23 protein-coding genes are annotated in these 24,231 nt (G+C 67.1%); 7 read left to right on the top strand and 16 right to left on the bottom strand.

Features of this window, described 5'->3' with window-relative positions; genetic code table 11:
* Window positions 1-4: 4 nt before the first annotated feature.
* Genes OG921_RS25995 through OG921_RS25985 form a run of 3 tightly spaced genes read right to left on the bottom strand, consistent with a single transcriptional unit; the run spans window position 5 to window position 2,478 of the window.
* Window positions 5-466, bottom strand: a complete 462-nt coding sequence (locus tag OG921_RS25995) for a nuclear transport factor 2 family protein (RefSeq protein WP_266115444.1) — start codon at window positions 464-466, stop codon at window positions 5-7.
* 60 nt (window positions 467-526) lie between these two features.
* The gene (locus OG921_RS25990; protein WP_266115443.1) at window positions 527-1,435 is read right to left on the bottom strand and encodes an amidohydrolase family protein; all 909 of its coding nucleotides are present in this window, start codon (window positions 1,433-1,435) and stop codon (window positions 527-529) included.
* A complete protein-coding gene (locus OG921_RS25985; protein WP_266115442.1) occupies window positions 1,432-2,478 on the bottom strand; it encodes a nucleoside hydrolase in 1,047 nt (348 codons plus the stop codon). The genes OG921_RS25990 and OG921_RS25985 overlap by 4 nt, the downstream gene beginning before the upstream one ends.
* 147 nt (window positions 2,479-2,625) lie before the next feature.
* On the opposite strand from OG921_RS25985, the gene OG921_RS25980 reads away from it, so the two are divergent.
* Window positions 2,626-2,955, top strand: a complete 330-nt coding sequence (locus tag OG921_RS25980) for a DUF4333 domain-containing protein (protein WP_266115441.1) — start codon at window positions 2,626-2,628, stop codon at window positions 2,953-2,955.
* Here the strand turns inward: OG921_RS25980 and OG921_RS25975 are convergent, their stop codons facing one another.
* The 11 genes from OG921_RS25975 to OG921_RS25925 all read right to left on the bottom strand — a co-directional run bounded on the left by OG921_RS25975 (window position 2,956) and on the right by OG921_RS25925 (window position 15,234).
* A complete protein-coding gene (locus tag OG921_RS25975) occupies window positions 2,956-3,786 on the bottom strand; it encodes a tyrosine-protein phosphatase (protein WP_266115440.1) in 831 nt (276 codons plus the stop codon).
* 92 nt (window positions 3,787-3,878) lie between these two features.
* On the bottom strand, window positions 3,879-4,658 hold the full coding sequence (gene ubiG, locus OG921_RS25970) for a bifunctional 2-polyprenyl-6-hydroxyphenol methylase/3-demethylubiquinol 3-O-methyltransferase UbiG (protein ID WP_266115439.1): 780 nt from the start codon (window positions 4,656-4,658) through the stop codon (window positions 3,879-3,881).
* Window positions 4,659-4,678: 20 nt separating this feature from the next.
* The gene (locus OG921_RS25965; protein WP_266115471.1) at window positions 4,679-5,947 is read right to left on the bottom strand and encodes a CoA transferase; all 1,269 of its coding nucleotides are present in this window, start codon (window positions 5,945-5,947) and stop codon (window positions 4,679-4,681) included.
* A 92-nt stretch (window positions 5,948-6,039) separates the two neighbouring features.
* On the bottom strand, window positions 6,040-6,429 hold the full coding sequence (locus tag OG921_RS25960) for a DUF2784 domain-containing protein (RefSeq protein ID WP_266115438.1): 390 nt from the start codon (window positions 6,427-6,429) through the stop codon (window positions 6,040-6,042).
* Window positions 6,430-6,433: 4 nt separating this feature from the next.
* Window positions 6,434-7,930 (bottom strand): glutamate-cysteine ligase family protein, encoded by a 1,497-nt coding sequence (locus OG921_RS25955; RefSeq protein WP_266115437.1) that lies wholly within the window; start codon window positions 7,928-7,930, stop codon window positions 6,434-6,436.
* A 29-nt stretch (window positions 7,931-7,959) separates the two neighbouring features.
* Window positions 7,960-9,393 (bottom strand): SDR family NAD(P)-dependent oxidoreductase, encoded by a 1,434-nt coding sequence (locus OG921_RS25950; protein ID WP_266115470.1) that lies wholly within the window; start codon window positions 9,391-9,393, stop codon window positions 7,960-7,962.
* 84 nt (window positions 9,394-9,477) lie between these two features.
* Window positions 9,478-10,842 carry a DUF4032 domain-containing protein gene (locus OG921_RS25945; protein ID WP_266115436.1) on the bottom strand — a complete coding sequence of 455 codons (1,365 nt, stop codon included), beginning with the start codon at window positions 10,840-10,842 and terminating at the stop codon, window positions 9,478-9,480.
* A 12-nt stretch (window positions 10,843-10,854) separates the two neighbouring features.
* Window positions 10,855-12,117 carry an ABC transporter ATP-binding protein gene (locus OG921_RS25940; RefSeq protein ID WP_266115435.1) on the bottom strand — a complete coding sequence of 421 codons (1,263 nt, stop codon included), beginning with the start codon at window positions 12,115-12,117 and terminating at the stop codon, window positions 10,855-10,857.
* A 3-nt stretch (window positions 12,118-12,120) separates the two neighbouring features.
* Entirely contained in the window at window positions 12,121-12,945 is an 825-nt protein-coding gene (locus tag OG921_RS25935) for a carbohydrate ABC transporter permease (RefSeq protein ID WP_266115434.1), read from the bottom strand.
* On the bottom strand, window positions 12,945-13,883 hold the full coding sequence (locus OG921_RS25930) for a carbohydrate ABC transporter permease (RefSeq protein ID WP_266115433.1): 939 nt from the start codon (window positions 13,881-13,883) through the stop codon (window positions 12,945-12,947). The genes OG921_RS25935 and OG921_RS25930 overlap by 1 nt, the downstream gene beginning before the upstream one ends.
* Before the next feature lie 28 nt (window positions 13,884-13,911).
* A complete protein-coding gene (locus OG921_RS25925; protein WP_266115432.1) occupies window positions 13,912-15,234 on the bottom strand; it encodes an extracellular solute-binding protein in 1,323 nt (440 codons plus the stop codon).
* Between the two features lie 228 nt (window positions 15,235-15,462).
* Between OG921_RS25925 and OG921_RS25920 the strand changes: the two genes are divergently transcribed.
* The 3 genes from OG921_RS25920 to OG921_RS25910 all read left to right on the top strand — a co-directional run bounded on the left by OG921_RS25920 (window position 15,463) and on the right by OG921_RS25910 (window position 17,282).
* The gene (locus OG921_RS25920) at window positions 15,463-16,080 is read left to right on the top strand and encodes a TetR/AcrR family transcriptional regulator (protein ID WP_266115431.1); all 618 of its coding nucleotides are present in this window, start codon (window positions 15,463-15,465) and stop codon (window positions 16,078-16,080) included.
* A 49-nt stretch (window positions 16,081-16,129) separates the two neighbouring features.
* Window positions 16,130-16,615 (top strand): DUF4396 domain-containing protein, encoded by a 486-nt coding sequence (locus OG921_RS25915; RefSeq protein ID WP_266115430.1) that lies wholly within the window; start codon window positions 16,130-16,132, stop codon window positions 16,613-16,615.
* 109 nt (window positions 16,616-16,724) lie between these two features.
* On the top strand, window positions 16,725-17,282 hold the full coding sequence (locus OG921_RS25910; protein WP_266115429.1) for a TetR/AcrR family transcriptional regulator: 558 nt from the start codon (window positions 16,725-16,727) through the stop codon (window positions 17,280-17,282).
* 13 nt (window positions 17,283-17,295) lie between these two features.
* Here the strand turns inward: OG921_RS25910 and OG921_RS25905 are convergent, their stop codons facing one another.
* Together OG921_RS25905 and OG921_RS25900 are read right to left on the bottom strand one after the other, a co-directional pair.
* Window positions 17,296-18,219, bottom strand: a complete 924-nt coding sequence (locus OG921_RS25905) for a mechanosensitive ion channel family protein (protein ID WP_266115428.1) — start codon at window positions 18,217-18,219, stop codon at window positions 17,296-17,298.
* 216 nt (window positions 18,220-18,435) lie between these two features.
* A complete protein-coding gene (locus OG921_RS25900; protein WP_266115427.1) occupies window positions 18,436-19,527 on the bottom strand; it encodes an ATP-dependent DNA ligase in 1,092 nt (363 codons plus the stop codon).
* A 100-nt stretch (window positions 19,528-19,627) separates the two neighbouring features.
* Between OG921_RS25900 and OG921_RS25895 the strand changes: the two genes are divergently transcribed.
* From OG921_RS25895 to OG921_RS25885, 3 genes are all read left to right on the top strand, one after another.
* Window positions 19,628-20,671, top strand: a complete 1,044-nt coding sequence (locus OG921_RS25895) for an alpha/beta hydrolase family protein (protein ID WP_266115426.1) — start codon at window positions 19,628-19,630, stop codon at window positions 20,669-20,671.
* A gap of 61 nt (window positions 20,672-20,732) precedes the next feature.
* Window positions 20,733-22,826, top strand: a complete 2,094-nt coding sequence (locus OG921_RS25890) for an NAD(+) synthase (RefSeq protein ID WP_266115469.1) — start codon at window positions 20,733-20,735, stop codon at window positions 22,824-22,826.
* 80 nt (window positions 22,827-22,906) lie between these two features.
* Window positions 22,907-24,148 (top strand): cytochrome P450, encoded by a 1,242-nt coding sequence (locus OG921_RS25885; protein ID WP_266115425.1) that lies wholly within the window; start codon window positions 22,907-22,909, stop codon window positions 24,146-24,148.
* Window positions 24,149-24,231: the final 83 nt, after the last annotated feature.

Genomic DNA, 24,231 nt, shown 5'->3' with positions numbered 1-24,231 from the left:
GAATTCAGGCGGGGTGCAGCAGCTTCCAGCTCGGGGTGTCGTCGAGCGACTCCATCGCCTCGTAGATCCGGGTGTAGCCGATCTTGCTGATCCGCCATTTTCCGTCGGCGTCACGGCGGTAGCTGTCGCTGTAGTAGCCGGCGCCCCGGATCTTCACGCGGTACTCCGGCACGATCACGGTGTCCTCGAAACACCAAGAGGCCGTCGCGGTATCGCCGTTGACCTCGATTTCGGGGTGGTTGGCCACGTGCACGGTGAGCATCGTCTCGGTGATGTTCTCCCGCATGAACTTGGTTACCTCGTCACGGCCGGTGAAGGAGAGCGGCTCGCCGTAGACCTTCGTGCCGTACGCGCCATCGACGTCGTCGGTAAGGGTGTCGGCGAACTCGTCCCACAACTTGAGGTCGAGCGACCGGAAATAGCGGTACTTGAGCTGCCGGATGCTTTCGATCGCCTCGAGGTCCATGCGCAGAGCTTTCCACGCCAGCCGCGCCAGAGCAATAACGTGTTCTAGTTTTTGCGCAGCCTAGTTTTCGTGCAGCGCGAACAACTCGGCGCCGTTGTGATAGCAGACCCGGCGCAGCCAGTCCTCGCCCAGCTCGGCGCCGGGCAGGCCGGTGAGCGCGTCGAGGTAGCGGTAGGGGATGTTCGGGAAATCGCTGCCGAACAGGATCCGGTTGGAGAAGTCGGCGAGGCGGTCCAGTTCGGTGCGCGGAAACGCCGCCATTCGTTCGGTGAAATCGGTGAACACCATCGTCGTGTCGAGGTAGATGGCGGGAAACTCCTCGGCCAGGTCGAGGAACTCGACGAACTCCGGGCTGCCGAGATGCGCGACGATCACCGGCAGGTTGGGATGACGGTGCAGCAGCGCACGCATGGGCTCGACACCGGTGAACTTGCCTGGCACGGGGTCCGAGCCGCAATGGATGACGACCGGCACGCCGCTGTCCTCGAGTAGTCCCCACACATCGTCGAGCGCCGGGTCGGCAGGGTTGTAATTGCCGACCTGGAGGTGCGCTTTGAAAACTCGGGCGCCCGCCTCGATTGCCGCCGTGGTGTACCACAGCGCATTCGGCTCCGGGAAGAATGTCGCGGTCTGCAGGCAACCCGGGGAACGCGCGGCAAACTCCGCCGACCATGCGTTGAGCCACTCCGCCATGCCCGGCTTGTGTGGGTACACCAGCGCAGTGAAGGCTCGAACACCGAACTCGCGCAACAGGTTCAGTCGGGTCAATTCGTCGTCGCGGTACGAGATCGGCCAGGGCCCGCCGATCAGCGGGCCGCCGGCCTCGAAGTACTCCCACACCTTGCGCATCACCGGGTCGGGCATGAAATGCGTGTGCACATCGACGATTCCGGGCAGACCGAGCCCGCGCCAGAACGCGATCACCGCCGCGATTTCGTCCGAGCGGTCCGGGTTGTCGGCGGCGGTCATGGTCGCGCTCCCTCCGGTGGGTAGAGACGTGCTGCAAAATCCCCGACCCGTTCGATGAGCAGGTCGAAGAACGCGTCCGGGTTCGTGTCGCAGGCGATGTCGACATTCGGCGGGCGACCCCACATGCCGGCCCAGTCTGCGACCGTCATGCCGCGCGTCAATGTGCCGGCAAGTTCGACATCGACCGTCGCGGGTCGGGTGGCGACCAGCGACGGATCGAGCGCGACCGCGGCGGCGAAGGGATCGTGCATGTGGCTGATATGCCCGAGCCCCTGTTGGCGGTGGAAGGTCATGTAGAACCGCACGGCGTCGGAGAGATGGCGCACCACCGGATTGCTCGCCGCGGACCGGGCGTGTTGGGGGTCGGTGGCATCGACGCGTTCGGCGGGGCTGCTGCCGGCTCGGGCGCCGAGCCGCTCGAGATGCTCGGAGCGCATCTCGATCCGTTCGGTGATGTCGAGCGCGCACACGATCGGCCGGCGCTCCGGGGGTACGACCGAGAACGCGTCGAACACGACCTTGGCCGCCTCCGGATCCACCGAGATGTTCCACTCGGTGGTGGGGGTGGTGTTCCCGGCGTAGTTGAACGCACCGCCCATGACGACCAGTCGCTGCAGCAGGTGCGGCAGGTCGGGTTCGATCCGCAAAGCGAGCGCGAGGTTGGTCAGCGGGCCGGTGACCAACCCGGTAACTTCGCCCGGATTCGAACGCACTAGATCGGCCCACATGTCCGCGGCCGACCGATCCGACACCGCACGGCCGGACGGCGGTAGCTCGGCGAAGCCGATTCCCTGCGGCCCGTGGGTGTCCTCGGTCGTTCGCAGTGGAATCACCAGCGGGACCGGTGAACCGACCGCGACCTCGATCGGCGGTGCCTGGCAGACATCGAGCCAGGCGAGGTTGTTCGCCGCGACTTGCGCGACACCGACATTGCCCGCGGTGCTCGCGATACCGACGATGTCGGCGTCGGGGCTGGCGAGCAGGAACACCAGGGCGAGCGAATCGTCGATCCCGGTATCGACATCGACTACCAGTTTCGTCACCGGACCATCATGCAACCTTCGCCGCAACCGCCGCGGGCGGCTCTCGCTCTTTTGCCGCGCGGGCTGCAGCGGTGTGCGAGCCTGGACGGTGTCGAGCCAACCATCGACGTTGAGCAAACCGTCAACCCGAATCGAAGGTGATGAGGCATGTCGGCACGATCACGAATCGGGTGTGCTCTGGTCTTCGCAACGGTCTCGCTGGGCGCGCTCGGCGCCTGCGGCGCGGACGCAAAGAGCGTTGCCGCACCGGACGTGGCGTCGCAGATCAAGCAGCAGCTGACCATGGCGGGTCGCCCCGTTGACTCGGTGACGTGCGCGAACGACCTGGCCGCCGAGGTTGGGGCGACGGAAACATGCACTGTCGTCGGTGGCGGTACCACCTACGGTGCCCAGGCAACAGTGACGACCGTGGACCAGGGCACCGCCAACTTCGATATCAAGATCGTCGACGCGCCGCCCCCGCCGACCGGCGGCTGACTACTTTCCCGCGGGGGCGCCTGCGGGATCGAGCAGCTCGGTGCGCAGGCTGTCGATGTCGCTCGCGGTCAGGCCGAGGCCGTCGCGAACATAGTTGTCGAAGCTGCCGAACGTTGCGTCGGCGGTACGGAATGCGGTGCGCAGCCAGTCGATATCGACCCCGTTGAGCGGGTCGGCGGGCGAGGCGTTGCGGTAGGTGTTGCTGGCCAGGAAGTCGGCTTCGACCTGCTCGCGGTCGACGCCGAGGATGGTGAGCAGTACCGCCGTGGTCCAGCCGGTGCGGTCCTTGCCCGCCGAGCAGTGGTAGAGCACGGCCCTGCCGTCGGCGGCAGTGGCTTCGATGGTGTGCAGGGTCGCGCCGAACGCGGCGCGGGCGGCCGGGTCGGTGACGAATGCGCGGTAGCTCGATGACAGGTCGACCAGCGAGGTCAACGGCAGCGCGCCGAGCACGTCGAACCATTCGGCACGGGTGTCGGGCACCGCCTTGTCGGGCTGCAGCGTGCGTTCCAACCCGGTGCGCAGGTCCACGACCACGCCGAGACGCTGTTCCTGCAATCGAGCGAAATCGGCGGGGCTGAGCGTGGACAGGTCATCGGAGCGCAGCACGCGATTGGCGCGCACGACGCTGCCGTCCGTGGTGCGGAAACCGGCCAGGGTGCGGGTGTTCTCGGTGCCGTCGAGCGCGATCCGGGCGCCGGCCTGCGTTACCGACGATTGCGTGGCCGCGGGAGCCGCCAGCGCGGGCGTCGTGGTTGCGGTCAGGGCCACCGGGGTCGTAACGATGGCCGCTGCCGCCGCCATTGCTCCCAGCATGGTCGCGCTGCGCCGCATGTGTCGTCCTCTTTCTGGTGTGAAACAACTAGTTGCGAACATACCGGTCTGTGCGTGCGCGCCCCTGCGGCGCACGCTCTACGGCCCGCGTCTCAGCCGGCGAACCGCACCGCATAACCCATGTACGCGGCTCGGGTGAACGGCAGCCTGCCGAAACGGAGACGACGGCTGAACTCGCCGAAACTCACCCGCCCGAGCCTGGCTCGCACCAGGTCGACTGCCACCCGAGGATCGACGGGGCGCGGACCGAGACCGACGAACTCGCCGACCACAAAACCGTTGCGCCGCAACGCTTCGCCGAGTTCCGCCGGGGTGATGAACATCGAATAGTCGTGCACCGGAGTATCGAACACTCGGGTCAACCGCCAGTCCTGGGGGATCTTGATCATGAGCAGTTTCGCCAGCCACGTGCGATTGAGCGTGTCGAAGAAGTAGAACCCGCCCGGGGCGATCGCGCGTGCGGTCTCGGCGAGCACCCGGTCCAAATCCTCGACGTGCTCGAGCACGTCACAGCAGTAGGCGATGTCGAACTCCGCGTCGGCGACCGGGAGTCGCTCGCCGACGCCGGCGCGGTAGGCGATCGGCAGATCTTCGGCCGCCGCGTGCCGACGCGCTGCCGCGATCGAGACTTCGGAGGGGTCGACGCCGAGCACGCGCGCACCCGAGCGGGCAAATTGTTCGGCCATGAATCCGCCGCCGCAGCCGACGTCGAGGGCGCGTACGCCATCGAGGGAGATGCCGTGCCGGCGTAGCACCGAGGTGAAGTAGGAGAACCGGGCGGGCGTCATGCTGCCCGCCAGCATGTTGAGCGGATTCTCCTCGTCCCACCATCCCGCTCCGATGCGGTCGTAGACGTCGTTGTCGATCGCCACCCGAACTCCTCTGCCCGGCGTCAGGTATTCAGCCATGCTGGAACATCGCTGCCCCAGGGGTGCGCAGGTTCGGGATAATCGTCGTACTCCGCAAGCGCGGGACGCGGTGCCCTGATCCGTCCGTTGGTGACCAGGGTGTCCTCGCCGGGCAGCGTGGGCGCCGGGTGATACGGGTCGCGACCGGGGGCGGCGAGCAGCCACGCCGCGGTCCGCGCCAGTGACACACGCACGTCGTGCCCGCGTTCGTCCGTGCGGCGGCGGGTGAGGGCATCGAGGACACCGGCAGCGAGGAGATAGCCCGTCGCGTGGTCGAGCGCCTGAGCGGGAAGCGCGCCCGGCTGCGGCGCCCCTTCCATGACCGCCCCTTCCACGAAGGCGATCCCGCTCGCGGCTTGCACGATGGAATCGAACCCGCGCCGGCCCGACCACGGTCCCGACTCGCCCCACGCGGACAACCGTGCCCGGACGATTCCCGGCGCCACGGTCGGCGCGAGGTCACCGAAGCCGCCCAACGCGCCGGGCCGATAGCCGGTGACCAGCACGTCGGCGCGCGCGGCGAGGCCGCGGGCGGCGGGGGAGTCGGTGACGACATCGAGCAACGCGGACGCCTTGCCCTGACCGTTCTCCAGGTGCTGCCACTCGATCTCGGGCAACGCGGGGGAGTCGATCCGCAATACCTCGGCGCCGAGCAGGGCCAGCGCACGGCTGGCGGTGGGACCGGCGATGACGCGGGTCAGGTCGAGCACGCGCATACCGGCCAACGGTTTGTCGACGGTGGCGCTCGCGTCGCCCGGCCCGGTCACGGCGCGGTCATCCCGGTCCTGTACGTCCACGATCGGTGCCTGTGCGGCAGCGCGACCCGGTTCGCTTGCCGCCCATTCGGTTTCGTCGCGGACGCGGACGGCGATGGCCCCCGCCGCCGCGGCCGCATCCTCGAGGTCGGCGGCGCGCATGGTCTCGATCCGCCGGGCAGCGAGATCGCGGTCCGCGTGGGGCGGGAGATCGAGCACCTCGAGCAGTCGCGTTCGGTGGTGCGGATAGTTGGCGTGGGTGCGGATCCAGCCGTCGGAAGTGGGGAAGAATCCGGAGAGTTCGGCGAACCCGGAGATGGGTGCGCCGTCGATGCGCATCATCCGGTCCGCGGCGAACGAGGCGGCCACCCGGTCGAGGCGGAGTCGATTGCGTTGCGCCGGTAGTCCGATGGCCGCGCGGTAGCGGTCGGCTGCGGTGGCGAAAACGCTGACCGCGCCGAGGGCGAGGGCGGCTACCGGCAGGGTCGCGGCCAACAGCCGAGTGTCGTTCGATGCCGACTGTTCGAGTGCTGGTGGATCGAAAGTGTCTGCCGGCCAGCCTAATGCGGCGGCACAGTCGTCCAGCAGAATCACGGTGCGAGCGTCCGATCCGATCGGTGGGCCGGACGTGCACCGCCGCGCGCGACGAAGCCGCACCACGACCCGATGACGCAGGCCGCGACGAGCATCCGCACCACGGCGAGAGTGCTCTCGGGGTAGATCACTCCGGTGAGGTAGTGGTCGATGAACCCGGTGGGCGGCAGCCCAGCCATTCCCGCGGCTTGTCTGGCCCGGTTCTCCAGATGGGTCAACGGACACTCGACACCGACGATCACGCTGGCGAAACCCCAGGCCACCACCGGGATATGCAGCCAGATCGTGCGCCGCCAGCGCCACGCCAGGAAGCCACCGGCCACCAGATAGCCGATAAACGCGAGATGCGCGACGACGATGACATCCACCAGCAGCCGGGAACCCATCGCCTCACCAACTCCAGGTGTGCACGGGGTCGCCGTGGTGCATATTGACCAGGTAGTCGGCCAGCATGCCCGCGAGCGCCTGCTCACGTGAGTCGCCGGCGCGTTCCCGGGCGACGACGGCTTCGCGCTGCCAGCCCGAACCCGACAGCTGCCGTAGCGCACGGCCTTCGATGACACCGAGGTAGCGGTCACGCACCGCCGCGGACACCCCGCATGCCTCGAGGCCGGCATGTGCCATCGGCAGCAGCCTGCGCAACACCAATTCCTGCGGGCTGACCCAGCCCACCTCCGGCCAATACAGCCGCGCACTGAAACCGCTGCGGGCGGCGGAGTGCAGGTTTTCCAACGCCGCGTCGAAGGACATCTGGGTCCACACCGGCCGGTCCGCGTCGACGAACGATCGCAGCGTGCCGTAGTAGAAGGCGGCGTCGGCGAGGGTGTCGATGACCGACGGTCCGGCCGAGAGCACGCGGTTCTCCAGCCGCAGGTGGTAGCGGCCGTTGGCGATGTCGTAAATGGGCCGGTTCCACCGGTAGACGGTGCCGTTGTGCAGTTTCAGCTCGGCGAGCGAGGGCACCTCGCCGCGCTCGAACATCGCACGCGGATCCTCGTCGTTGCAGATCGGCAGCAGGGCAGGGAAGTAGCGCGAATTCTCCTCGAACAGGTCGAAAATCGAAGTGATCCAGCGTTCCCCGAACCAGACTCGCGGGCGCACCCCCTGGTTCTTCAGTTCCGGCGGCCGGGTGTCGGTGGCCTGCTCGAACATCGGGATCCGGGTCTCGTGCCACAACGCCCTACCCGCGAAGAACGGTGAATTGGCCGCCAAAGCCACCTGTACGCCGGCCAGCGCCTGCGCCGCATTCCAATGTGCGGCAAAGCTTTCCGGCGCCACCTGCAGGTGCAGCTGCACCGACGTGCACGCCGCCTCCGGCATGATGGTGTCCGACGTGGTGCACAACGACTCCACCTCACGGGAGCCGGGTAGCCGGACACCGCCGATGTTCAATTCGATGTCCTCACCGCGGGCGGCGAAGATCTGCTGATTGATCAGGTCGTAGCGGGCATTCGCCGAGATCCACTTGTGCTCGAACTGCTGCTCGGTCAGCGTGGGAAGCATGCCCACCATGGCGAGCCGGCTGCCGACCGATCGAGCCCGCTCGTCCGCCGAGTTCAGCGACTTTCGCACGTCGCGTTCGAGTTCGCGGATGTGATCGCCCTGCAACGGGCGGGGGGCAAGATTGATTTCGATGTTGAACTGACCGAGTTCGGTCTGGAAATCCGGGTCGGCTATTGCCTCGAGCACTTCGGCATTGGCCATGGCCGGTTGCATCGCCTCGTCGACGAGGTTGAGCTCGATCTCCATGCCGATCTTCGGCTCGCCAACCTCGAAATGCCCGTGCGACAGCATCGAGGCGAGGACGTCGAGGCACTCCTGCGCCTTCAGCCGAAAGCGCAGCCGATCCTGGCGGGTGAACTTCCGCAGCTCGACGTCCTGGCCCATGACTGGAAGCTACCCATCATCACGCGGGTCTACCAGGCTGCGCGCCGATAGTCCTTGAGGAAGCAGCCGTACAAGTCGTTGCCGAGCTCGCCCTGCACGATCGGATCGTAAACCCGGGCTGCCCCGTCCACCAGGTCGAGCGGTGCATGAAAGCCCTCGTCGGCCAGGCGCACCTTGGTGAAGTGGGGACGTTCGTCGGTGATCCAGCCGGTGTCGACCGCGGTCATCAGGATGCCGTCGGTTTCGAGCATCTCGCCGGCGCTGGTCCGCGTCAGCATGTTCAATGCGGCCTTCGCCATGTTCGTGTGCGGATGGCCGGGGCCCTTGTAACCGCGCCCGAACTGGCCTTCCATCGCCGAAACGTTCACCACGTACTTGCGGTGTGCGGGCGCGGCGGCCATGGCCGGGCGCAGCCGCGAAATCAGGACGAATGGTGCCACCGAATTGCACAGTTGCACCTCGAGCAGTTCGGTCGCATCCACGTCACCGACCGTCTGCACCCAGCTGTTGGTATGCGCGAGATCGGGCACGAGGCCACCGGCGTCGATGGCGATCCCTTGTGAAATACGTTGCAGCGAAGCAGATCCCGCGACCATCGCGAGTTCGCTTACGCTGGCGGGCAGGGTTGTGGGCAAGGCCTCGGTGAGTGCGGCAGGGTGGGCCAGCGCCGGCTTACCGAAGGTGATCACCTCGGGCAGCATCCCGGCAGGCAACGGCTCGGACTCCGCGGCGACGAGTGCCGAGTACGCGCCGGGGGAGCGGCGCACCGTCTGCGCGGCATTGTTGATCAGGATGTCGAGCGGGCCCTGCGCGGCAACGTCGTCGGCCAATGCCACTACCTGCGCGGGGTCGCGCAGGTCGACGCCGATCACCCGGAGCCGGTGCAGCCAGTCCGCGCTGTCCGGCAGTGCGGCGAACCGCCGCACCGCGTCACCGGGAAAGCGGGTGGTGATCGTCGTGTGCGCACCGTCGCGCAGCAGGCGAAGGGCGATGTACATGCCGATTTTCGCGCGGCCGCCGGTGAGCAGGGCGCGGCGGCCGGTCAGGTCGGTACGCGCGTCGCGCTTGGCGTGGCTCATCGCCGCGCATTCCGGGCATAGCTGGTGGTAGAACGCGTCGACGTCGACGAAGTCGGTCTTGCAGATGTAGCAGGGCCGCGCGCGGATCAGCCGTCCGGCGGTCGCACCCGGCGCGGTGGCGCGCAGCGGGATGCCCGCGGTCTCGTCGTCGATCCGCTCCGCCGACCCGGTCGCGGTCGCTTCGATCACGGCGCGATCGGCCGCCGAGACGGCATCGCGGGTCGATTTGCGGCGACGCTGCTTGAGCTTTTTGAACATGTGCCCGACGGCGTGCTGCACCGCCACCGAGTCGGGATGCTCGGCGTCGAGTGCGGCGGCCTGCTCGAGCACCCGCAGGCACACGGCGAGGTCGTCGGAGTCGATCGTCTGGGTCACGAGGGTGATTATCTCACCTGTGCAGGGACGCCTTTACCGGTGCAGACGACGTCATGTTCGGCGGCGCATAGCGGTGATCCCGACCACCACCCGCTACCGGTCGGGGTCGATGCGGCGGAACCGGCTGGTCGGGGTGTCGGCCACGCCCATTTTCGCCGCCGAATCCACCGGCACGCCGCCCCGCTGGGTGAGCGCGCCCAGTGCCGCGTCGTCACCGACGTCGTGACCGGCCCGTTCCGACAACAACCAGCGCACCTCGAGTAGATCGCAGTACGCCTGGATCGGGGTGCCCACGGATTCGACGGCGGCGTGCGCCCGCGCCATGCCGGGGCGCAACACGTCCGCGAGCCATTTCTGTGCCGCCACCTCGTCGGACACATCGCGGCCGCGGGACCGGAAGAGTCCCGCCTGGTACGCCTGCAGCTCACCGAGCAGGATCTGTGCCTGGCCCTCGCCGACGTCGAGTCCGGTCAGCTCGCGCAGCCGCTCGGCGTGGTAGCGGCGGTCGCCGACCGCGATGTCGAGACGCAATCGGCCCGAATCCGGGGACACCGGCTGCAACCTCACCTCGTCGACGGCGAAACCGAGCTCGTTGAGCCGGCGGATGGTGCCCTCGACGCGGTAGCGGTCGTCGAAACCGAATTCCGGTTCGGCGTGCAGCAGCCGCCACAGCTCGGCGTACCGATCGACGATGCCACGTGCCTCGGCGAGCAGGGTCCCGAACAGCTCGGGCGGCCGGTCGAGCCGGCTGGCCAGATCGATCATTCCCATGCCGACGTTCTCGACGAGGATGTCCAGGTCGAGATTGCGCTGGCCGTCGGACAGGCGCGGGTGCACCTCGCTGGTCTCGGCGTCCACGAGCCACGCCTGCAGTACCTGCCCATCGCGGGAGAACAGGGTGTTCGCCAGCGAGCAGTCGCCCCAGAACACGCCGTGCCGGTGCAGCTCGACGAGTAGTCCGGCCATCGCGTCCAGCAGCCGGGCCCGGTGCTTGGGCTGGTCGGCCGGCAGGCGTTTGAACAGCCGCCGGTACTGCCACGACCCCGTCAGGTACTGCGTGACCAGGATCGCGGTGTCTGTTTCAGTGGGTAGCTGCGCAGGCTCCGCTGCTTCGGGGGGTCGCTGCGCAGGCTCCGCTCCGGTTTCAGCGGGTCGCTGCGCAGGCTTCGCTCCGGCGGCGTGCTGGACGACCAGTCCCGCCGGGCGCACGGCGGGCAGCGCCATCTCCTCGAGCCGCCGCAGCACGGTGTACTCCTTGTGCGCGATCCGCGGCGGGAGTTCCTTCAGCGCCCACAGCCGCCCGTCGGCCTCGGCGAACTTCACGAGGTGCCGGCTCGGGCCGACCGGCACATCCCGCAACGCCACCTCCGGGACCGACCACTCGGCGAGTGGACGGTCCCAGGGCAGCGCGATCAGGTCGGGGGTCGCGGCCCGAAGTCGAAGCTCCGGTGCGCGCACGGCGCGCTCGCGCTAGCCGGATTGCTCCGCCGGCTGGGGCGGTTCGGCCGGGTCGGGGGACTCGCCGCCGAGGCGGTGCCGACCACTGTTCGGGCCGGTGTCCGCGTCGGTGGCGACGCGCGTGAGGTTATCGCCCGACCTCGGGTCGAACAGATGGATCCGGGACGGATCGAGCCACAGCGATGCCCTGGCGCCGTCGGCGACGCGGCTCATCGGGTCGAGCTCGACACACATCTGAGTGCGCATCTGCTCGCTGTCGAGTTCAGTTGCGAGCTCGGCGAGTTTCGAGGCGATCTCGGGCGGTGCCTCGTACGGCACGAACGCGTACTGCTCGTTGCCCAGCCATTCGGTCACGTCGACGGTGACATCGAAGGTGACGCCGCGATCCTTCTTGCTGGGATCGACCAACCCGGAGTCCTCGAAGGCGCCCGGCCGGATGCCGGCGATGAACAGCGTCCCATCGCCCACCGCAGAGCGCCATTCGTCGTGCAGCGGGAGGTCCACGAACGGCAGTTCGAGGACGTCGTCCTTGATCACGGCGGGGACGAAATTCATCGGTGGCGAACCGATGAACCCCGCCACGAACAAGTTGACCGGCTGCTCGTAGAGTTCGCGCGGGCTCGCGACCTGTTGCAGCAGACCGCGTTTGAGTACCGCGACGCGGTCGCCGAGGGTCATCGCCTCGGTCTGGTCATGGGTGACGTACACCGTCGTCACCCCGAGCCGACGTTGCAGTCGCAGGATCTCGGTACGCATCTGCCCGCGCAGCTTCGCGTCGAGATTCGACAGCGGCTCGTCGAACAGGAACGCATCCGCCTGCCGAACGATTGCGCGGCCCATCGCAACACGCTGGCGTTGGCCGCCGGAAAGCTGAGAAGGCTTGCGCTCGAGGTGTTCCTGCAGTTCGAGAGTCTCCGCGGCTTCGGTGACCAGCCGGCGGATCTCCTCGTCGGAATGCTTGCCCTGCAGGCGGAGTGGAAACGCGATGTTCTCGTAGACGGTCAGATGCGGATAGAGCGCATAGTTCTGGAACACCATCGCGAGATTGCGCTCGCGGGGCGCCTTGTCGTTGACCCGCTCGCCGCCGATGGTCACCTCGCCGGAGGTGATGTCCTCGAGGCCGACGATCATCCGCAGCAGCGTCGATTTGCCGCATCCGGAGGGGCCGACGAGGATCATGAACTCACCGTCGGCCACGTCGAGACTCACATCGTTGACGGCCGCGAATCCGTCTCCGTAGGTCTTCACGATGTTCTTCATTGTGATCTCAGCCATGGCTCATCCCTTCACAGCTCCGGAAGTCAGGCCGGCGACGATCCGGCGTTGGAATGCCAGCACCAGAATGACGACGGGGATCGTGACGACGACCGAGGCGGCCATCACGTAGGGCACCGCGGACTCGAACTGTGACGCGCCCTGGAAGAAGGCGAGTGCCGCCGGCACGGTCCGTGCGGCGTCGGTCGAGGTCAGCGAGATGGAGAACAGGAAGTCGTTCCAACAGAAGAAGAAGGTGAGGATCGCGGTCGTGAACACGCCGGGGGCGGCGAGCGGCACGATCACCTTGCGGAACGCCTGCCATGCGGTCGCGCCGTCCACCTGCGCGGCCTGTTCCATCTCCCACGGGATCTGCCGGAAGAACGCGGACATGGTCCAGATCGACAGCGGCAGCGCAAACGTCAGGTAAGGGATGATCAGACCGATCCAGGTGTCGTAGATACCGATGCTGCGCCACATGTTGAACAGCGGACCGACCAGCGCTGCCTGCGGGAACATCGCGATGGCAAGCGCGAGGGACAGCAGCAGCTTCTTGCCCGGGAATTCGAGCCGCGCGATCGCGTACGAGGCGAACATCGCCACGATCACCGACAGCGTGGTGGCGATCAGCGAGATGCCGATCGAGTTGATCAGCGCCCGGGTGAATAATGACTGGCTGAACACCTCGGTGAAGTTGTCGAACGTCCACGACGTCGGCAGGAATTGCGGCTTCCCGGAGACGATGTCGGACGGTGGCTTGAACGACAGGCTGATCATCCAGACCATGGGGAAGAAACTGTAGGCAACGATCGCGATTCCGGCGACCGTCCACCAGCGGCTCTGTTTCATCACTCACCCCTGACCTGGGAGAGATCGGTTTTGAAGCCTTTAACGAAGACCCACGCGATGGCTACGACGGAGAGGAACAGCAGCACCGAGATCGCCGAACCCATACCGAGATTGACCAGTGTGACGTTCTGCCGATAGGCGAGGAACGAGATGGTCTCGGTGTTGTTCGCGCCGTTCGTCATGATGAACGGGTTGTCGAAGATGCGCCATGCGTCCAGGGTGCGGAACAACAGCGCAACCATGATGGCGGCCTTCATGTTCGGCAGCGTGATCTTGTACAGCCGCTGCCAGGCGGTCGCGCCGTCGACCTTCGCCGCCTCCTGCATATCCTCGGGAACCTGCACCAGGCCGGCGAGCAGTAGTAGTGAAATGAACGGTGTGGTCTTCCAGATCTCGGATAGGCAGATGACGAAAATCGCCGACCATCGATCACCGAACCAGTTGAAGTCGCCGAGACCGAACCACTGGTTGACGAACCCGGAATCCAGCGCGAATGCGTACCGCCAGATGAATGCCGAGACCACGGTGACGATCCCGTACGGGATGAGGATCGCTGTGCGGATCGCGCTGCGTCCACGGATGATCCGGTACATCACGAACGCGAAGAAGAAGCCGAGTACGAGCTCGATCGCGACGGTCGCCACGGTGATGACCGCAGTGGTGACAAAGTCGTTCCACCACACCGGGTCCTTCAGGATCACGAAATAGTTGCTCAGGCCGACGAACTCGCGCCCTTCCGGATCGGTGAGCCGATAGTTGTACAGCGACAGCACAACCGCGTAGATCAGCGGATATGCGGTCACGAGGATCATCACGATGAACGACGGCGCCGAGAGCCATAGGCCGAGGCGTCGTTCGCCCCGGGCCCGGCCCGAGATCGATTTCGGCGGTGGCGCCGGCGGCGCCGGTGTCTCGGGGCGCGTATCGATGGCGGTCATCCGACTCTCCTTTCCTGCGGATTGCGGCTCACAGCAAGCGCTTTCCGCTCAGCACGTCGGCCATGAAGCTGTCCGTGTCGGCGGGGGTCTGCGGCCCGACCGATTCCGCTGGGTGCCAGGTGTTGATCACCGAACCTGCCACGTCGACATAGAACGGTGTGATCGGCCGCGGCCCGCCTTGTGCGATCGACTCACGGATGAGGTCGGCGAACGGGTACGCCTCCCGGATGCGCGGATCGTCGTAGGACGCTGCGAACGGCGAGGGCTCGCCCTCGTCGAGCATGTACTGCGTGGCCTTCTCCACCGACGTGGCACATTCGGCCAATTGCACGGCGAGATCGGGGTGTTTCGAGTAGGCGCCGATGGCCATGTTGGCGCCGCCGAGTGGCGGCGCGCTCTCCCGGTCGGCGAACACACGCGGGTAGCGGGCCCAGCCGATGTCGTCGACGACCGACTGGTCGAGCGTGCCCTCCTCGACCGCGGTGCGGGCCGCGGCGTAGATGTAGGGCCAGTTCACCATGAACATGCCGTTGTCGCCCTGGAAGACCGCGCGGGCCTGTTCCTCCTGCGCGACCGTCAGATCCGCCGGCGCAGCGGGCGAACGTCCGAGGGTGCCGACGATCTCGGCGGCCTTGTCACCCGCTGGACCGGCCATGCTCGGGACGGCGTCCTTGCCCGCCTCCGGGTCGGTGAGAATCTGACCGCCGGCCGAGAGCACGAGTGCGTTGATCCACACCATGAAGCCCTCGTACCGGGCACCCGGCACCGATATCTTCTTGCCCTGCTCGACTGCCGTCTTCTGCATCTCGTCCCAGATGAAGGTCGGACTGGTCGGGTCCACTCCTGCCTTGGCCACCAGTGACTTGCGGTACCAGAGCAACTGCGCGTTCGACTTGATCGGAGTGGCGAAGAGCGTGTCCTTCCACATCCCCGTCTCGATCGGTGCAGGAAGCATGCCGTCGGTGAGTCTTGCCTGTTCCTCCGGGGTAAAGGGACGGAGGAATCCGGCGTTGGCGAACTCCGCGGTGTACACGACGTCGAGACTCATCGCATCGATCGAGGAGTCCTTTGCCGCGAGACGGCGCACCAGCTGTTCGCGTTGCTGGGTCGCGTCGGTCGGCAGGATCTGGATGTCGACCCGGTACGCCCCGCCGGACGCGTCCGCGCACTGCTGAGCGCGGGTGGCCTGTCCGCCGTTGTCCGGGTTGATGTACCAGGTGAGTTTGGGCGGGCCGGAATCGCTACTACAGCCCGACATCGCGATACAACTGGCCAACGCTGTGCCGAGGGCGAGGATCGAGCGCGCGCGGCGCGATCCGAACAGTGCCATCGTGCCTCCCTTGTCCGCCATGGGTGGAAGCTTCCGGAGCCATCTGGCGCCAGTGTGACACAGGTCATACTCGGATCAGTCGATTCGGCCATCCTCGTGGCCGAGCCGTAGCCCGGTCGCGATCAGCGATCCACCAAGGGCAGATACTTGAGGCACCCGGACAGGCGCGGAGCCTGCCGTAGCGCCCGTTTGGCAGGCGCGGAGCCTGCGCAGCGCCCATTAGGCCCGGTTCGGCGATCGGAGGTGCTCGTGAGCGTTGCCGACGCGTCGCGGCGCCGACGGCTGGAGCCGGACGAGCGGCGTGAGCAGATCCTCGAATGTGCGATCGGCATGTTCGGCGACCGTCCTTATTCGGCGGTGTCCACGGCGGACCTCGCGCAACAAGCCGGTGTGACGCGCGGTCTGATCAACCACTACTTCGGCACCAAGCGCGATCTGTACCTGGCCGTGGTTCGTCGCATGGTCGACGTCCCGCCGTTCGATCGCGTCACGTTGCCCGCAGGCACGGTGCGCGAACGCGCCGCGGCCGGGATCGACTGGCTGCTCGGCGTGATCGAGGAACACGGCAGCACTTGGGTCGCGGTAACCGGCGCCGAGGGGGTCGGCGACGATCCCGAGGTACAGCGCATCCTCGACGCGGCCGACGAAGCCGCCGCCGAACGGGTGCTCGCGCTGCTCGGGCTGACCGGAACCGAGCACGACGCCGAGCTGTTGGCGATGGTGCGGGCGTTCGGCGGCATCGTGAAGGCGGCCAGCCGGGAGTGGATCACTCGTTCCGCGCTCACGCGGGCACAGGTACAGCTGCTATTGACCGACCTGCTCGAAGCACTCGTGACGCAGACCTTCCCTCGCCTGCGCGAGAACTGACGCCGCGCCGGGCTTGGCCTTCATACCCCATGGGGGTATAAAGGGAACTATGTCCGAACGGGCGACCCATCCGGCACACGCCGACCACCACGAGCACCCGCATGGGTGGTCGGCGGCTGTCGCGGCGACCCTGCACTGTCTCACCGGGTGCGCGATCGGCGAAGTCCTCGGGATGGTCATCGGGACCGCCGCCGGCCTGGCGAACGGAACCACCGTGGTGCTTTCGGTCGTGCTGGCGTTCGCGTTCGGCTATGCGCTCACCATGCGCGCGGTGCTCGCCGCGGGCACCGGGTTGCGCCGGGCCGTGCGCGTCGCGCTCGCTGCGGACACCATTTCGATCGCCGTGATGGAGATCGTCGACAACGTGGTGTTGACCCAGGTGCCCGGTGCCATGCACGCAGGACTCGCCGACGCGCTGTTCTGGGGAACGCTCGTCACGGCGCTCGCGGTCGCGTTCGTCGTGACGGTTCCGGTGAACAAATGGCTGATCGGCCGCGGTCGCGGGCACGCAGTGATGCATCCGTATCACCACTGACTCCCGTATCACCACTGACGTCCCGCGTGCCCCACCAGGCGCACACGGCAGCCGATACCCCGTGCGGCATACTCCAGGGAACACGGGGTAGCGAGGGAGCGAGAGGTCGATGTCACGCATCGTCAGCCGAGAGCAGTACTTCGAAGCCGCACTCGGCATCCTGGCGGACACCGGCTTCAAGGGCCTCAACATCGGGAAACTGTGCGACACCCTCGGCGTCACCAGCGGCTCGTTCTACCATCACTTCACCGGCTGGCAGGACTTCGTCGACAGCTTCCTGCACTCGTGGGAGAGCGGGCAGGCCGCCGTGCTGCGAGAACTGAACTTCGGCCGGGGCAATTGGGCTACCGATATCGCCGCGTTGCGTCAGCTCACGGTCGGCCTCAACCAGGCGGCGGAGGCCGCCATCCGCGCCTGGAGCGCCAACGACGAGACCGTGCGTGAGGTGCAGCGGCGTGTCGACGAGCTTCGCCGGACGACGGTGCACCGGGCCGTGCGTCGGGTCGTCTCCGACGAGGAGGCGGCCGAGGTGCTGACCACGCTCGGTATGGCCATGCTCGTCGGTTACCAGCAGCTTTCCGGTGATCTGCGGCCGCCGATGGCCCGGCTGCTCGACGAATACGTGCGCCTCATCGACTTGCACCACCGCGCCGAGCTGCAGGCCTGAGGCACATCGGGACTCAAGCGCTCTCGGTCTGCCGGTTCATGCCGAGCATCGACGCGTAGGGCGCCTGGATCCCGGCGGAATCGAACGCGGACAGGATCGCCCGGTTCAGCGAGCGCTGCATGGCCCACTGCTTGCCGGGCCGGACCCGCACGGTCAACCGCAGCATCACCCCTTCGGCGGTCACACTGTTCACGCCGAGCAGCTCGGGCGGCTCCATCACGTCGCGCGACAGCTCGTCGCGGTCGGCCGCCTGCTCGGCGGCGGTCAGCGCCACCTCGCAAGCCTCCTGGATATTGCTCGAATGGGCGATCGGCAGGTCGAGCACGGCGACCGCGTACCCCTGGCTCATGTTGCCGACACGGGCGATCTCACCGTTGCGGCAGTACCAAAGCGTGCCGTTCAGGTCGCGCACGGTGGTCACCCGCAACCCGACCGTCTCCACTGTGCCGACAGCCTCGCCCAGGTCGACGACGTCTCCGACGCCGTACTGATCCTCGAGCAGCATGAAGATTCCGGTGATGAAGTCGCGAACGAGGTTCTGCGCACCGAAACCGAGCGCGACACCGACGATGCCTGCCGAGGCGATGAACGGTGCGACGTTGACGCCGAGAATGCCGAGCACCTGCAGCACACACCAGACCAGAACGATGATCGACACGGCGGATTTGAGGACCGAGCCGATCGTCTTCGCGCGCTGCGAGCGGCGCTCGGTCAACAGGCTGTCGCGTGGGACGCGGCCGGCGCGTTCCTGTAGCGGCCGCAGCAGTGTCGGACGGCCACCCTCCTGTGGACGCTTCGTCATCCGGTCGATCAGCTTGTGCAGCGCGAAGCGCAGCACGATCGCGATAACGATGTAGACCGCGACCTCGATCGGCCGGTGGATCAACCAGTCGCGGCTCGTGTCGGTCAGTTCGAAGGCAAGTTGTTCGGCACTCATCGGCGGCGAGTCTACTTATCCCTGAACGCTTTTCAACTTTCCGCGGTGATGCGCCTCACGTTTGAATGGCGGCGAACTGGGCCAGTGCAGGTGCTGTGATCGGCTGTTCGGGCAGGTTGAACCGATGCCGCGTGCCGTCGGGTGCCGACGGTTTCCGAGCGCCCCTGATCGAATGAACGGACCGTTCAGTCGATCCAATCGACTGAACGGTTCCGTTCAGTCGGGGTCGGGTGCGGCCGCGAGTTCGGTGAACAGGTTGGCCAGTTCGGCGGGTGCGACCTCGTCCAACTGGGCGTAGGTACACGAGTCCGGGGTGCGGTCCGGCCGGAATCGCACCAGCCGGCCGCCGTGGCGGAACCGTCCCGCCTGCACGTGTTCGTAGCGGACCTCGGCGACCAGCTCGATCCGTAAGGGCTCCCAGGACAGATCCTTGCCACCGCTCCAACGGCTCTGACCACCCGGCATCCGTCCGGTCGCCTCGGCCTGCGCGGCCGCCCACGCACGCCATGGGTGCTGCTCGAGCGCGCCGTCGCGCAATGGGGTTAGCTCGTCGACCAACTCGGAACGCCGAGCCGCGGTGAAGCTCGCGGCGACACCGACGTGGTGCAGCGTGCCCTCGTCGTCGTACAGCCCGAGCAGCAGCGATCCGACGCCCTTGCCATCCTTGTGCCAGCGGAAACCCGAGACGACGCAATCCGCGGTGCGTTCGTGCTTGACCTTGATCATCACCCGCTTGTCCTGCAGGTAGGGCAGGTCGGCCGCCTTCACCATGACTCCGTCGAAACCGGCGCCCTCGAACCGGGTGAACCAGTCCTGCGCCACATCCGGATCGTCGGTCAACGGCGTCAGGTGCACCCGCGCGAGCCGGTCGTCGAGGATGGTTTCGAGCAGTTCCCGTCGATGGGCGAACGGTTCGCCGGTCAGATCCCGGTCACCGAGGGCGAGCAGGTCGAAAGCCACGAAACTCGCCGGTGTCTCTGCCGCGAGCTTGCGCACCCGCGACGCGGCGGGATGCAGCCGGTTCTGCAGCGTGTCGAAGTCGAGCCCGGTGCCGGTGACCAGCACGATCTCGCCGTCCACCACGGCCTTGTCCGGCAGCGCGTCCGCGAGCAACTCGACGAGTTCGGGGAAGTACCTGGTCAGCGGGCGGTCGTTGCGTGACCCGAGTTCGAGGCGGTCGCCGTCGCGGAAGACGATGCAGCGGAACCCGTCCCATTTCGGTTCGTAGCGCAGCCCCGCCTCGCGCGGCACGGTGGCGGCGGACTTCGCGAGCATCGGTTTGACCGGCGGCAGCACGGGCAGATCCACGAATCGACTCTACGGCCCGCGCGCAGATCCGTGGCAGACACTCGATCGCGACCGATCCGAACTGGTATCGCGACTAATCGGACCTGCGCACCGACGCGCAATGACTACCGTGAACACGAGTTCGACCGAGGAGAATCGGATGCGCGGTCTCGTGGTGGCGGCAACGGTGATCGTCCTTGCGATGCTGCTCGCGCCGCCCGTGGCGGCCCAATCGGGAGCGGGCAGTTCCGGGCTCGGCAGTTCGGGGCCACCGCCGGCCATTCCCGGCCCGACCGTGCTGCTCGGTCGCAACGAGCTGACACCGAGCCGCAGCGCATTGTGGATCCACTCCGGCGCGATGCAGCGCGACATCGCGGTCCAGGTACTGCATCCGGCCGGTGCCGGCGCCCGGCCCAGCTTCTACCTGCTCGACGGTCTCGATCCCGGCGTCGACCAGAGCACGTGGACCAACGCCACGGACGCGGAACGCTTCTTCGCCGGCCGCAACGTCAATGTCGTCCTCCCGATCGGTGGACTCGCCGGCTATTACACCGACTGGAACTTCCCGGATCCGGTGCTGGGCACCTACAAATGGGAAACGTTCCTCACGCGCGAGCTGCCGCCGATCATCGATCGCGAGTTCGCCGGCAACGGTGTCAACGCGATCGGCGGTCTGTCGATGGGCGGGCACGCCGCCTTCACGCTCGCGACGCGTAACCCATGGCTCTACCGCGCGGTGGCGGGGTACAGCGCCTGTCCGGACAACGGTTTCGCGCAGTTGCCGATGATGGCGTCGATCGCGTTTCGCCGCGCGAACCCGGCGAATATGTGGGGCCTGCCCGGCGACCCGACGTGGTCCGCACACGACCCGGCCCTCAACGTGGGCGCGCTGCGCGGCAAGGCGATCTACCTCTGGACGGGCAACGGCATGCCCGGCCCGCACGAGTTCGAATTGAAACCGCAACTGCCCGAGGCCATCTTCCTCGGCGGCCCGATCGAGGCGTACGTATTGCCCTGTGTGGCGGCGTTCGCGGCCAGGCTCGGGGCGGCGCGGATCCCGGCGCGGGTCGCCTATCGTCCGACCGGAACACACTCGTGGCCGTACTGGCAGGACGCCTTGCACGACTCCTGGGCAACGATCGGGCCGGCCATCGGCGCACGTTAGGTAGACGGGCCGCGGGGTAGATTCGCGGCATGGTGTCCGTCCGCGACAGGGAGTCATCGTGATCGCCGACCTTCCGTTCGATTCGCTCTACCGGCACGGGTTCGCCCGGGTGGCGGTCGCGGTACCGAAGGTCCGTGTCGCCGATCCGGCGCACAACGTGGCGCGCACGCTCGAGCTGGCACGGCGCGCCGCGGCCGAAGGCGCGGTGCTGGTGGTCTTCCCCGAACTGGGGTTGTCCTCCTATACCGCCGACGACCTGTTTCATCAGGATGCGTTGCAGGACGGTGTCGACGAGGCGCTCGCCCGGGTGATCGAGGAAAGCCGGGAGATCGGCGCGGTCCTGCTGGTCGGAGCGCCGTTGCGCGTCGAGGGCAAGCTGTTCAACTGTGCGGTGGTGGTGCACGACGGACGGGTGCTCGGCGCGGTGCCGAAGAGCTACCTGCCGACCTACCGCGAGTTCTACGAGAAGCGCCAGTTCGCCGCGGCCCGCGAAGTTCTCGTCGAGCACATCACCATCGCAGGCCAGCGAGTTCCGTTCGGTAGCGAGCTGCTGTTCGCCGCGACGAACCTGCCCGGCTTCGTGCTGCACATCGAGATCTGTGAGGACGGTTGGGTGCCGGTGCCGCCCAGCGGTTTCGGCGCGCTCGCGGGCGCGACCGTGCTGGTCAACCTGTCGGCGAGCAACAGCGTCATCGGCAAGGCCGACTACCGGCGGCAACTGTGCGGATCGCATTCGGCGCGGTTCATGGCGGCCTACCTCTACTCGGCGGCGGGCAATGGCGAGTCGACGACCGATCTGGCCTGGGACGGTCAGGCGGTGATCTGCGAGAACGGTGACCTGCTCGCCGAGGGCGACCGGTTCACCGAGCAGGAGCAGGTGGTGCTCAGCGATCTGGACCTGCAACGGATCGCGGCGGACCGGTTGCGTACCAATAGCTTTGCCGACAACGTGCATGACCACCGGGAACGGCTGTGCAGGTTCCGGCGGGTCGAGTTCGAGCTGCCGGTCCCGGCCGGCTCGATGCCGCTGCGTCGCGAGATCGAACGGTTTCCTTATGTCCCCGCCGATCCGCGGACCCGGCACGAGCGCTGCGCGGAGGTGCACCACATTCAGGTCGCGGGACTGGCGACCAGGTTGCAGGCGACCGGGTTGCAGCACCTGGTGATCGGTATCTCCGGGGGACTGGACTCGACGCAGGCACTGCTCGTCGCGGTGAAGACGATGGACCGGCTCGGGCTGCCGCGCTCGAATGTGCTGGCCTACACCATGCCCGGATTCGCGACCAGTTCCCGGACGCTGAACGATGCGCGCCTGTTGATGGCCGCACTCGGCACCACCGCACACGAGATCGACATCAAACCTTCGTCGTTGCAGATGTTGCGCGACCTCGGACACCCCGCCGGCGAAGGACAAGCGGTGTACGACATCGCCTACGAGAACGTGCAGGCAGGCGAGCGGACCTCGCATCTGTTCCGGCTGGCCAACCAGCACAACGGGTTGGTGGTCGGTACCGGTGATCTCAGTGAACTGGCGTTGGGCTGGTGCACTTTCGGCGTCGGCGACCACATGGCGCACTACAACGTCAACGGTTCGGTGCCGAAATCGCTGATCCGGTACTTGATTCTGTGGTCGGTGGAGACCGGCGAGTTCGGGTCCGACGCGGACGCGGTGCTGCGGTCGATCCTCACCACCGAGATCTCGCCCGAACTGGTGCCGAGCAGCGACGGCAACGGCGACGAGCCCGCGCAGAGCTCGGAAGCCAAGGTGGGACCATACGAGCTGCAGGACTTCCACCTGTACTACCTGCTGCGCTTCGGCTACCGGCCGAGCCGGATCGCGTTCATGGCCGAGCACGCGTGGGGCGACGTCGACGCCGGCCGCTGGCCGGAGCTGACGCCGGAGGACAAGCGCAACGCCTACGACCTGCCGACCATCAAGTACTGGCTCGGCGAATTCCTGCGCCGTTTCGTGCAGACCAGCCAGTTCAAGCGCTCGACGCTGCCGAACGGACCGAAGGTCGGATCGGGCGGTTCGCTGTCGCCACGCGGCGACTGGCGCGCCCCGTCCGATGCGTCGGCTGCGGCGTGGCTGGCCGAACTCGACCGCAATGTGCCCGTCGAGGCGGTGGCGCCGGCAGAGATCAGCCGCGTCTGAGCGACACGCTCCTGCGATAAACCGGGCTCTGCGCGGGCGATGCGGACGTATTGTCGATCGACAGTGAGGCAGGAGGCGCCATGCAGCTCGACGACATCAACCTCTACGATCCGGACACCTACGTCGACGGTGTACCGCACGAGATGTTCGAGACGCTGCGCCGCGAGGCGCCGGTGTTTCGCCACCTCGATGCGTTCGGCAAGCCGTTCTGGTGCGTGACCCGCCACGAGGACATCGTCACGGTGAACCGGGACGCCGAGACCTTCTCCTCGTGGCAAGGGGCGGTCTACATCGACGAGCTCGCGCCCGAGGATCTCGTCGGGCAGCAGCTGATGATGCTGAACATGGACCCGCCGCAGCACACCAAGCTGCGCAAGATCGTCAACAAGGGCTTCACACCGCGGCGGATCGCGCAGCTGCAGGAGATTCTCGCCCGGCGCGCCGCGACGATCATCGACGGCGTGATCGAACGCGGCGAATGCGATTTCGTCGTCGACGTCGCCGCCGAGCTGCCACTGCAGGCGATCGCCGACTTCATCGGCATTCCGCAGGAGGACCGGAAGCTGATCTTCGACCTGACCAATCAGATGATCGGCGCATCCGACCCGGAGTACCACGCCGTCGAGGGGCAGGAACGTGCCGCGGCCGAGCAGATGTTCGCCTACAGCCACGCAATGTACGAGGACCGGCACCGGCACCCGCGCGACGATATTGCCACCGCGCTCATTCAGGCGGATGTGGACGGTGACAAGCTCGGCGACTTCGACTTCGACATGTTCTTCATGCTGCTTGCGGTCGCGGGCAACGAGACGACCCGCAACGCCATCTCGCACACTCAGCTCGCACTCATGGAGCACCCGGAGCAACGCCGGAAGCTGCTCGAGGATCCGAGCAAGCTCGACGGGCTGATCGAGGAGGGCCTGCGCTGGGCGACCCCGGTGATGCAGTTCCGCCGCACCGCGACGGTGGACACGGTGCTGCGCGACGTCGAGATCGCCGCGGGGGACCGCGTGGTGATCTGGCACATGTCCGGCAACCGCGACGAGCGGATCTTCGACGATCCGTACACCTTCGATATCGACCGTGCACCGAACGACCACCTGCACCAGCACATCGCCTTCGGCGGCGGCGGCCACCACTTCTGCCTCGGCGCCAACCTGGCACGCGCCGAGATGCGAGTCATGTTGCGCGAGATCCTCGAGCGCATGCCGGACATGGAACAGACCGGGCCCGCGCAGCGGCTGCGGTCCAACTTCATCAACGGCATCAAACATATGCCGGTGAAGTTCACCCCCGCAGCGGTCGGCAGCGCCGCGGCCTGACCGGCACACGCATTCTCTTCCCTCGGCAGCCGCTCAGCGTTTACCCTGGTCAGTGTCGTGACCGGTCAGCGGTCGACCGGTCC

Origin of the sequence: Aldersonia sp. NBC_00410 (assembly GCF_026342035.1) — a bacterium.
In the GTDB taxonomy this organism is placed as follows: domain Bacteria; phylum Actinomycetota; class Actinomycetes; order Mycobacteriales; family Mycobacteriaceae; genus Aldersonia.
The sequence above is the reverse complement of the archived record's forward strand: the minus strand, read 5'-3'. Positions and strand labels throughout refer to the sequence as shown.

Excerpts from the sequence above, each read along its gene's own strand:
- OG921_RS25980 (WP_266115441.1), top strand. The coding sequence starts at position 2,626 with ATGTCGGCACGATCACGAATCGGGTGTGCTCTGGTCTTCGCAACGGTC.
- OG921_RS25925 (WP_266115432.1), bottom strand. The coding sequence starts at position 15,234 with ATGGCGGACAAGGGAGGCACGATGGCACTGTTCGGATCGCGCCGCGCG.
- OG921_RS25905 (WP_266115428.1), bottom strand. The coding sequence starts at position 18,219 with ATGAGTGCCGAACAACTTGCCTTCGAACTGACCGACACGAGCCGCGAC.
- OG921_RS25915 (WP_266115430.1), top strand. The coding sequence starts at position 16,130 with ATGTCCGAACGGGCGACCCATCCGGCACACGCCGACCACCACGAGCAC.
- OG921_RS25895 (WP_266115426.1), top strand. The coding sequence starts at position 19,628 with ATGACTACCGTGAACACGAGTTCGACCGAGGAGAATCGGATGCGCGGT.
- OG921_RS25930 (WP_266115433.1), bottom strand. The coding sequence starts at position 13,883 with ATGACCGCCATCGATACGCGCCCCGAGACACCGGCGCCGCCGGCGCCA.
- OG921_RS25975 (WP_266115440.1), bottom strand. The coding sequence starts at position 3,786 with ATGCGGCGCAGCGCGACCATGCTGGGAGCAATGGCGGCGGCAGCGGCC.
- OG921_RS25885 (WP_266115425.1), top strand. The coding sequence starts at position 22,907 with ATGCAGCTCGACGACATCAACCTCTACGATCCGGACACCTACGTCGAC.
- OG921_RS25995 (WP_266115444.1), bottom strand. The coding sequence starts at position 466 with ATGGACCTCGAGGCGATCGAAAGCATCCGGCAGCTCAAGTACCGCTAT.
- OG921_RS25990 (WP_266115443.1), bottom strand. The coding sequence starts at position 1,435 with ATGACCGCCGCCGACAACCCGGACCGCTCGGACGAAATCGCGGCGGTG.
- OG921_RS25955 (WP_266115437.1), bottom strand. The coding sequence starts at position 7,930 with ATGGGCCAGGACGTCGAGCTGCGGAAGTTCACCCGCCAGGATCGGCTG.
- OG921_RS25960 (WP_266115438.1), bottom strand. The coding sequence starts at position 6,429 with ATGGGTTCCCGGCTGCTGGTGGATGTCATCGTCGTCGCGCATCTCGCG.
- OG921_RS25935 (WP_266115434.1), bottom strand. The coding sequence starts at position 12,945 with ATGAAACAGAGCCGCTGGTGGACGGTCGCCGGAATCGCGATCGTTGCC.
- OG921_RS25940 (WP_266115435.1), bottom strand. The coding sequence starts at position 12,117 with ATGGCTGAGATCACAATGAAGAACATCGTGAAGACCTACGGAGACGGA.
- OG921_RS25910 (WP_266115429.1), top strand. The coding sequence starts at position 16,725 with ATGTCACGCATCGTCAGCCGAGAGCAGTACTTCGAAGCCGCACTCGGC.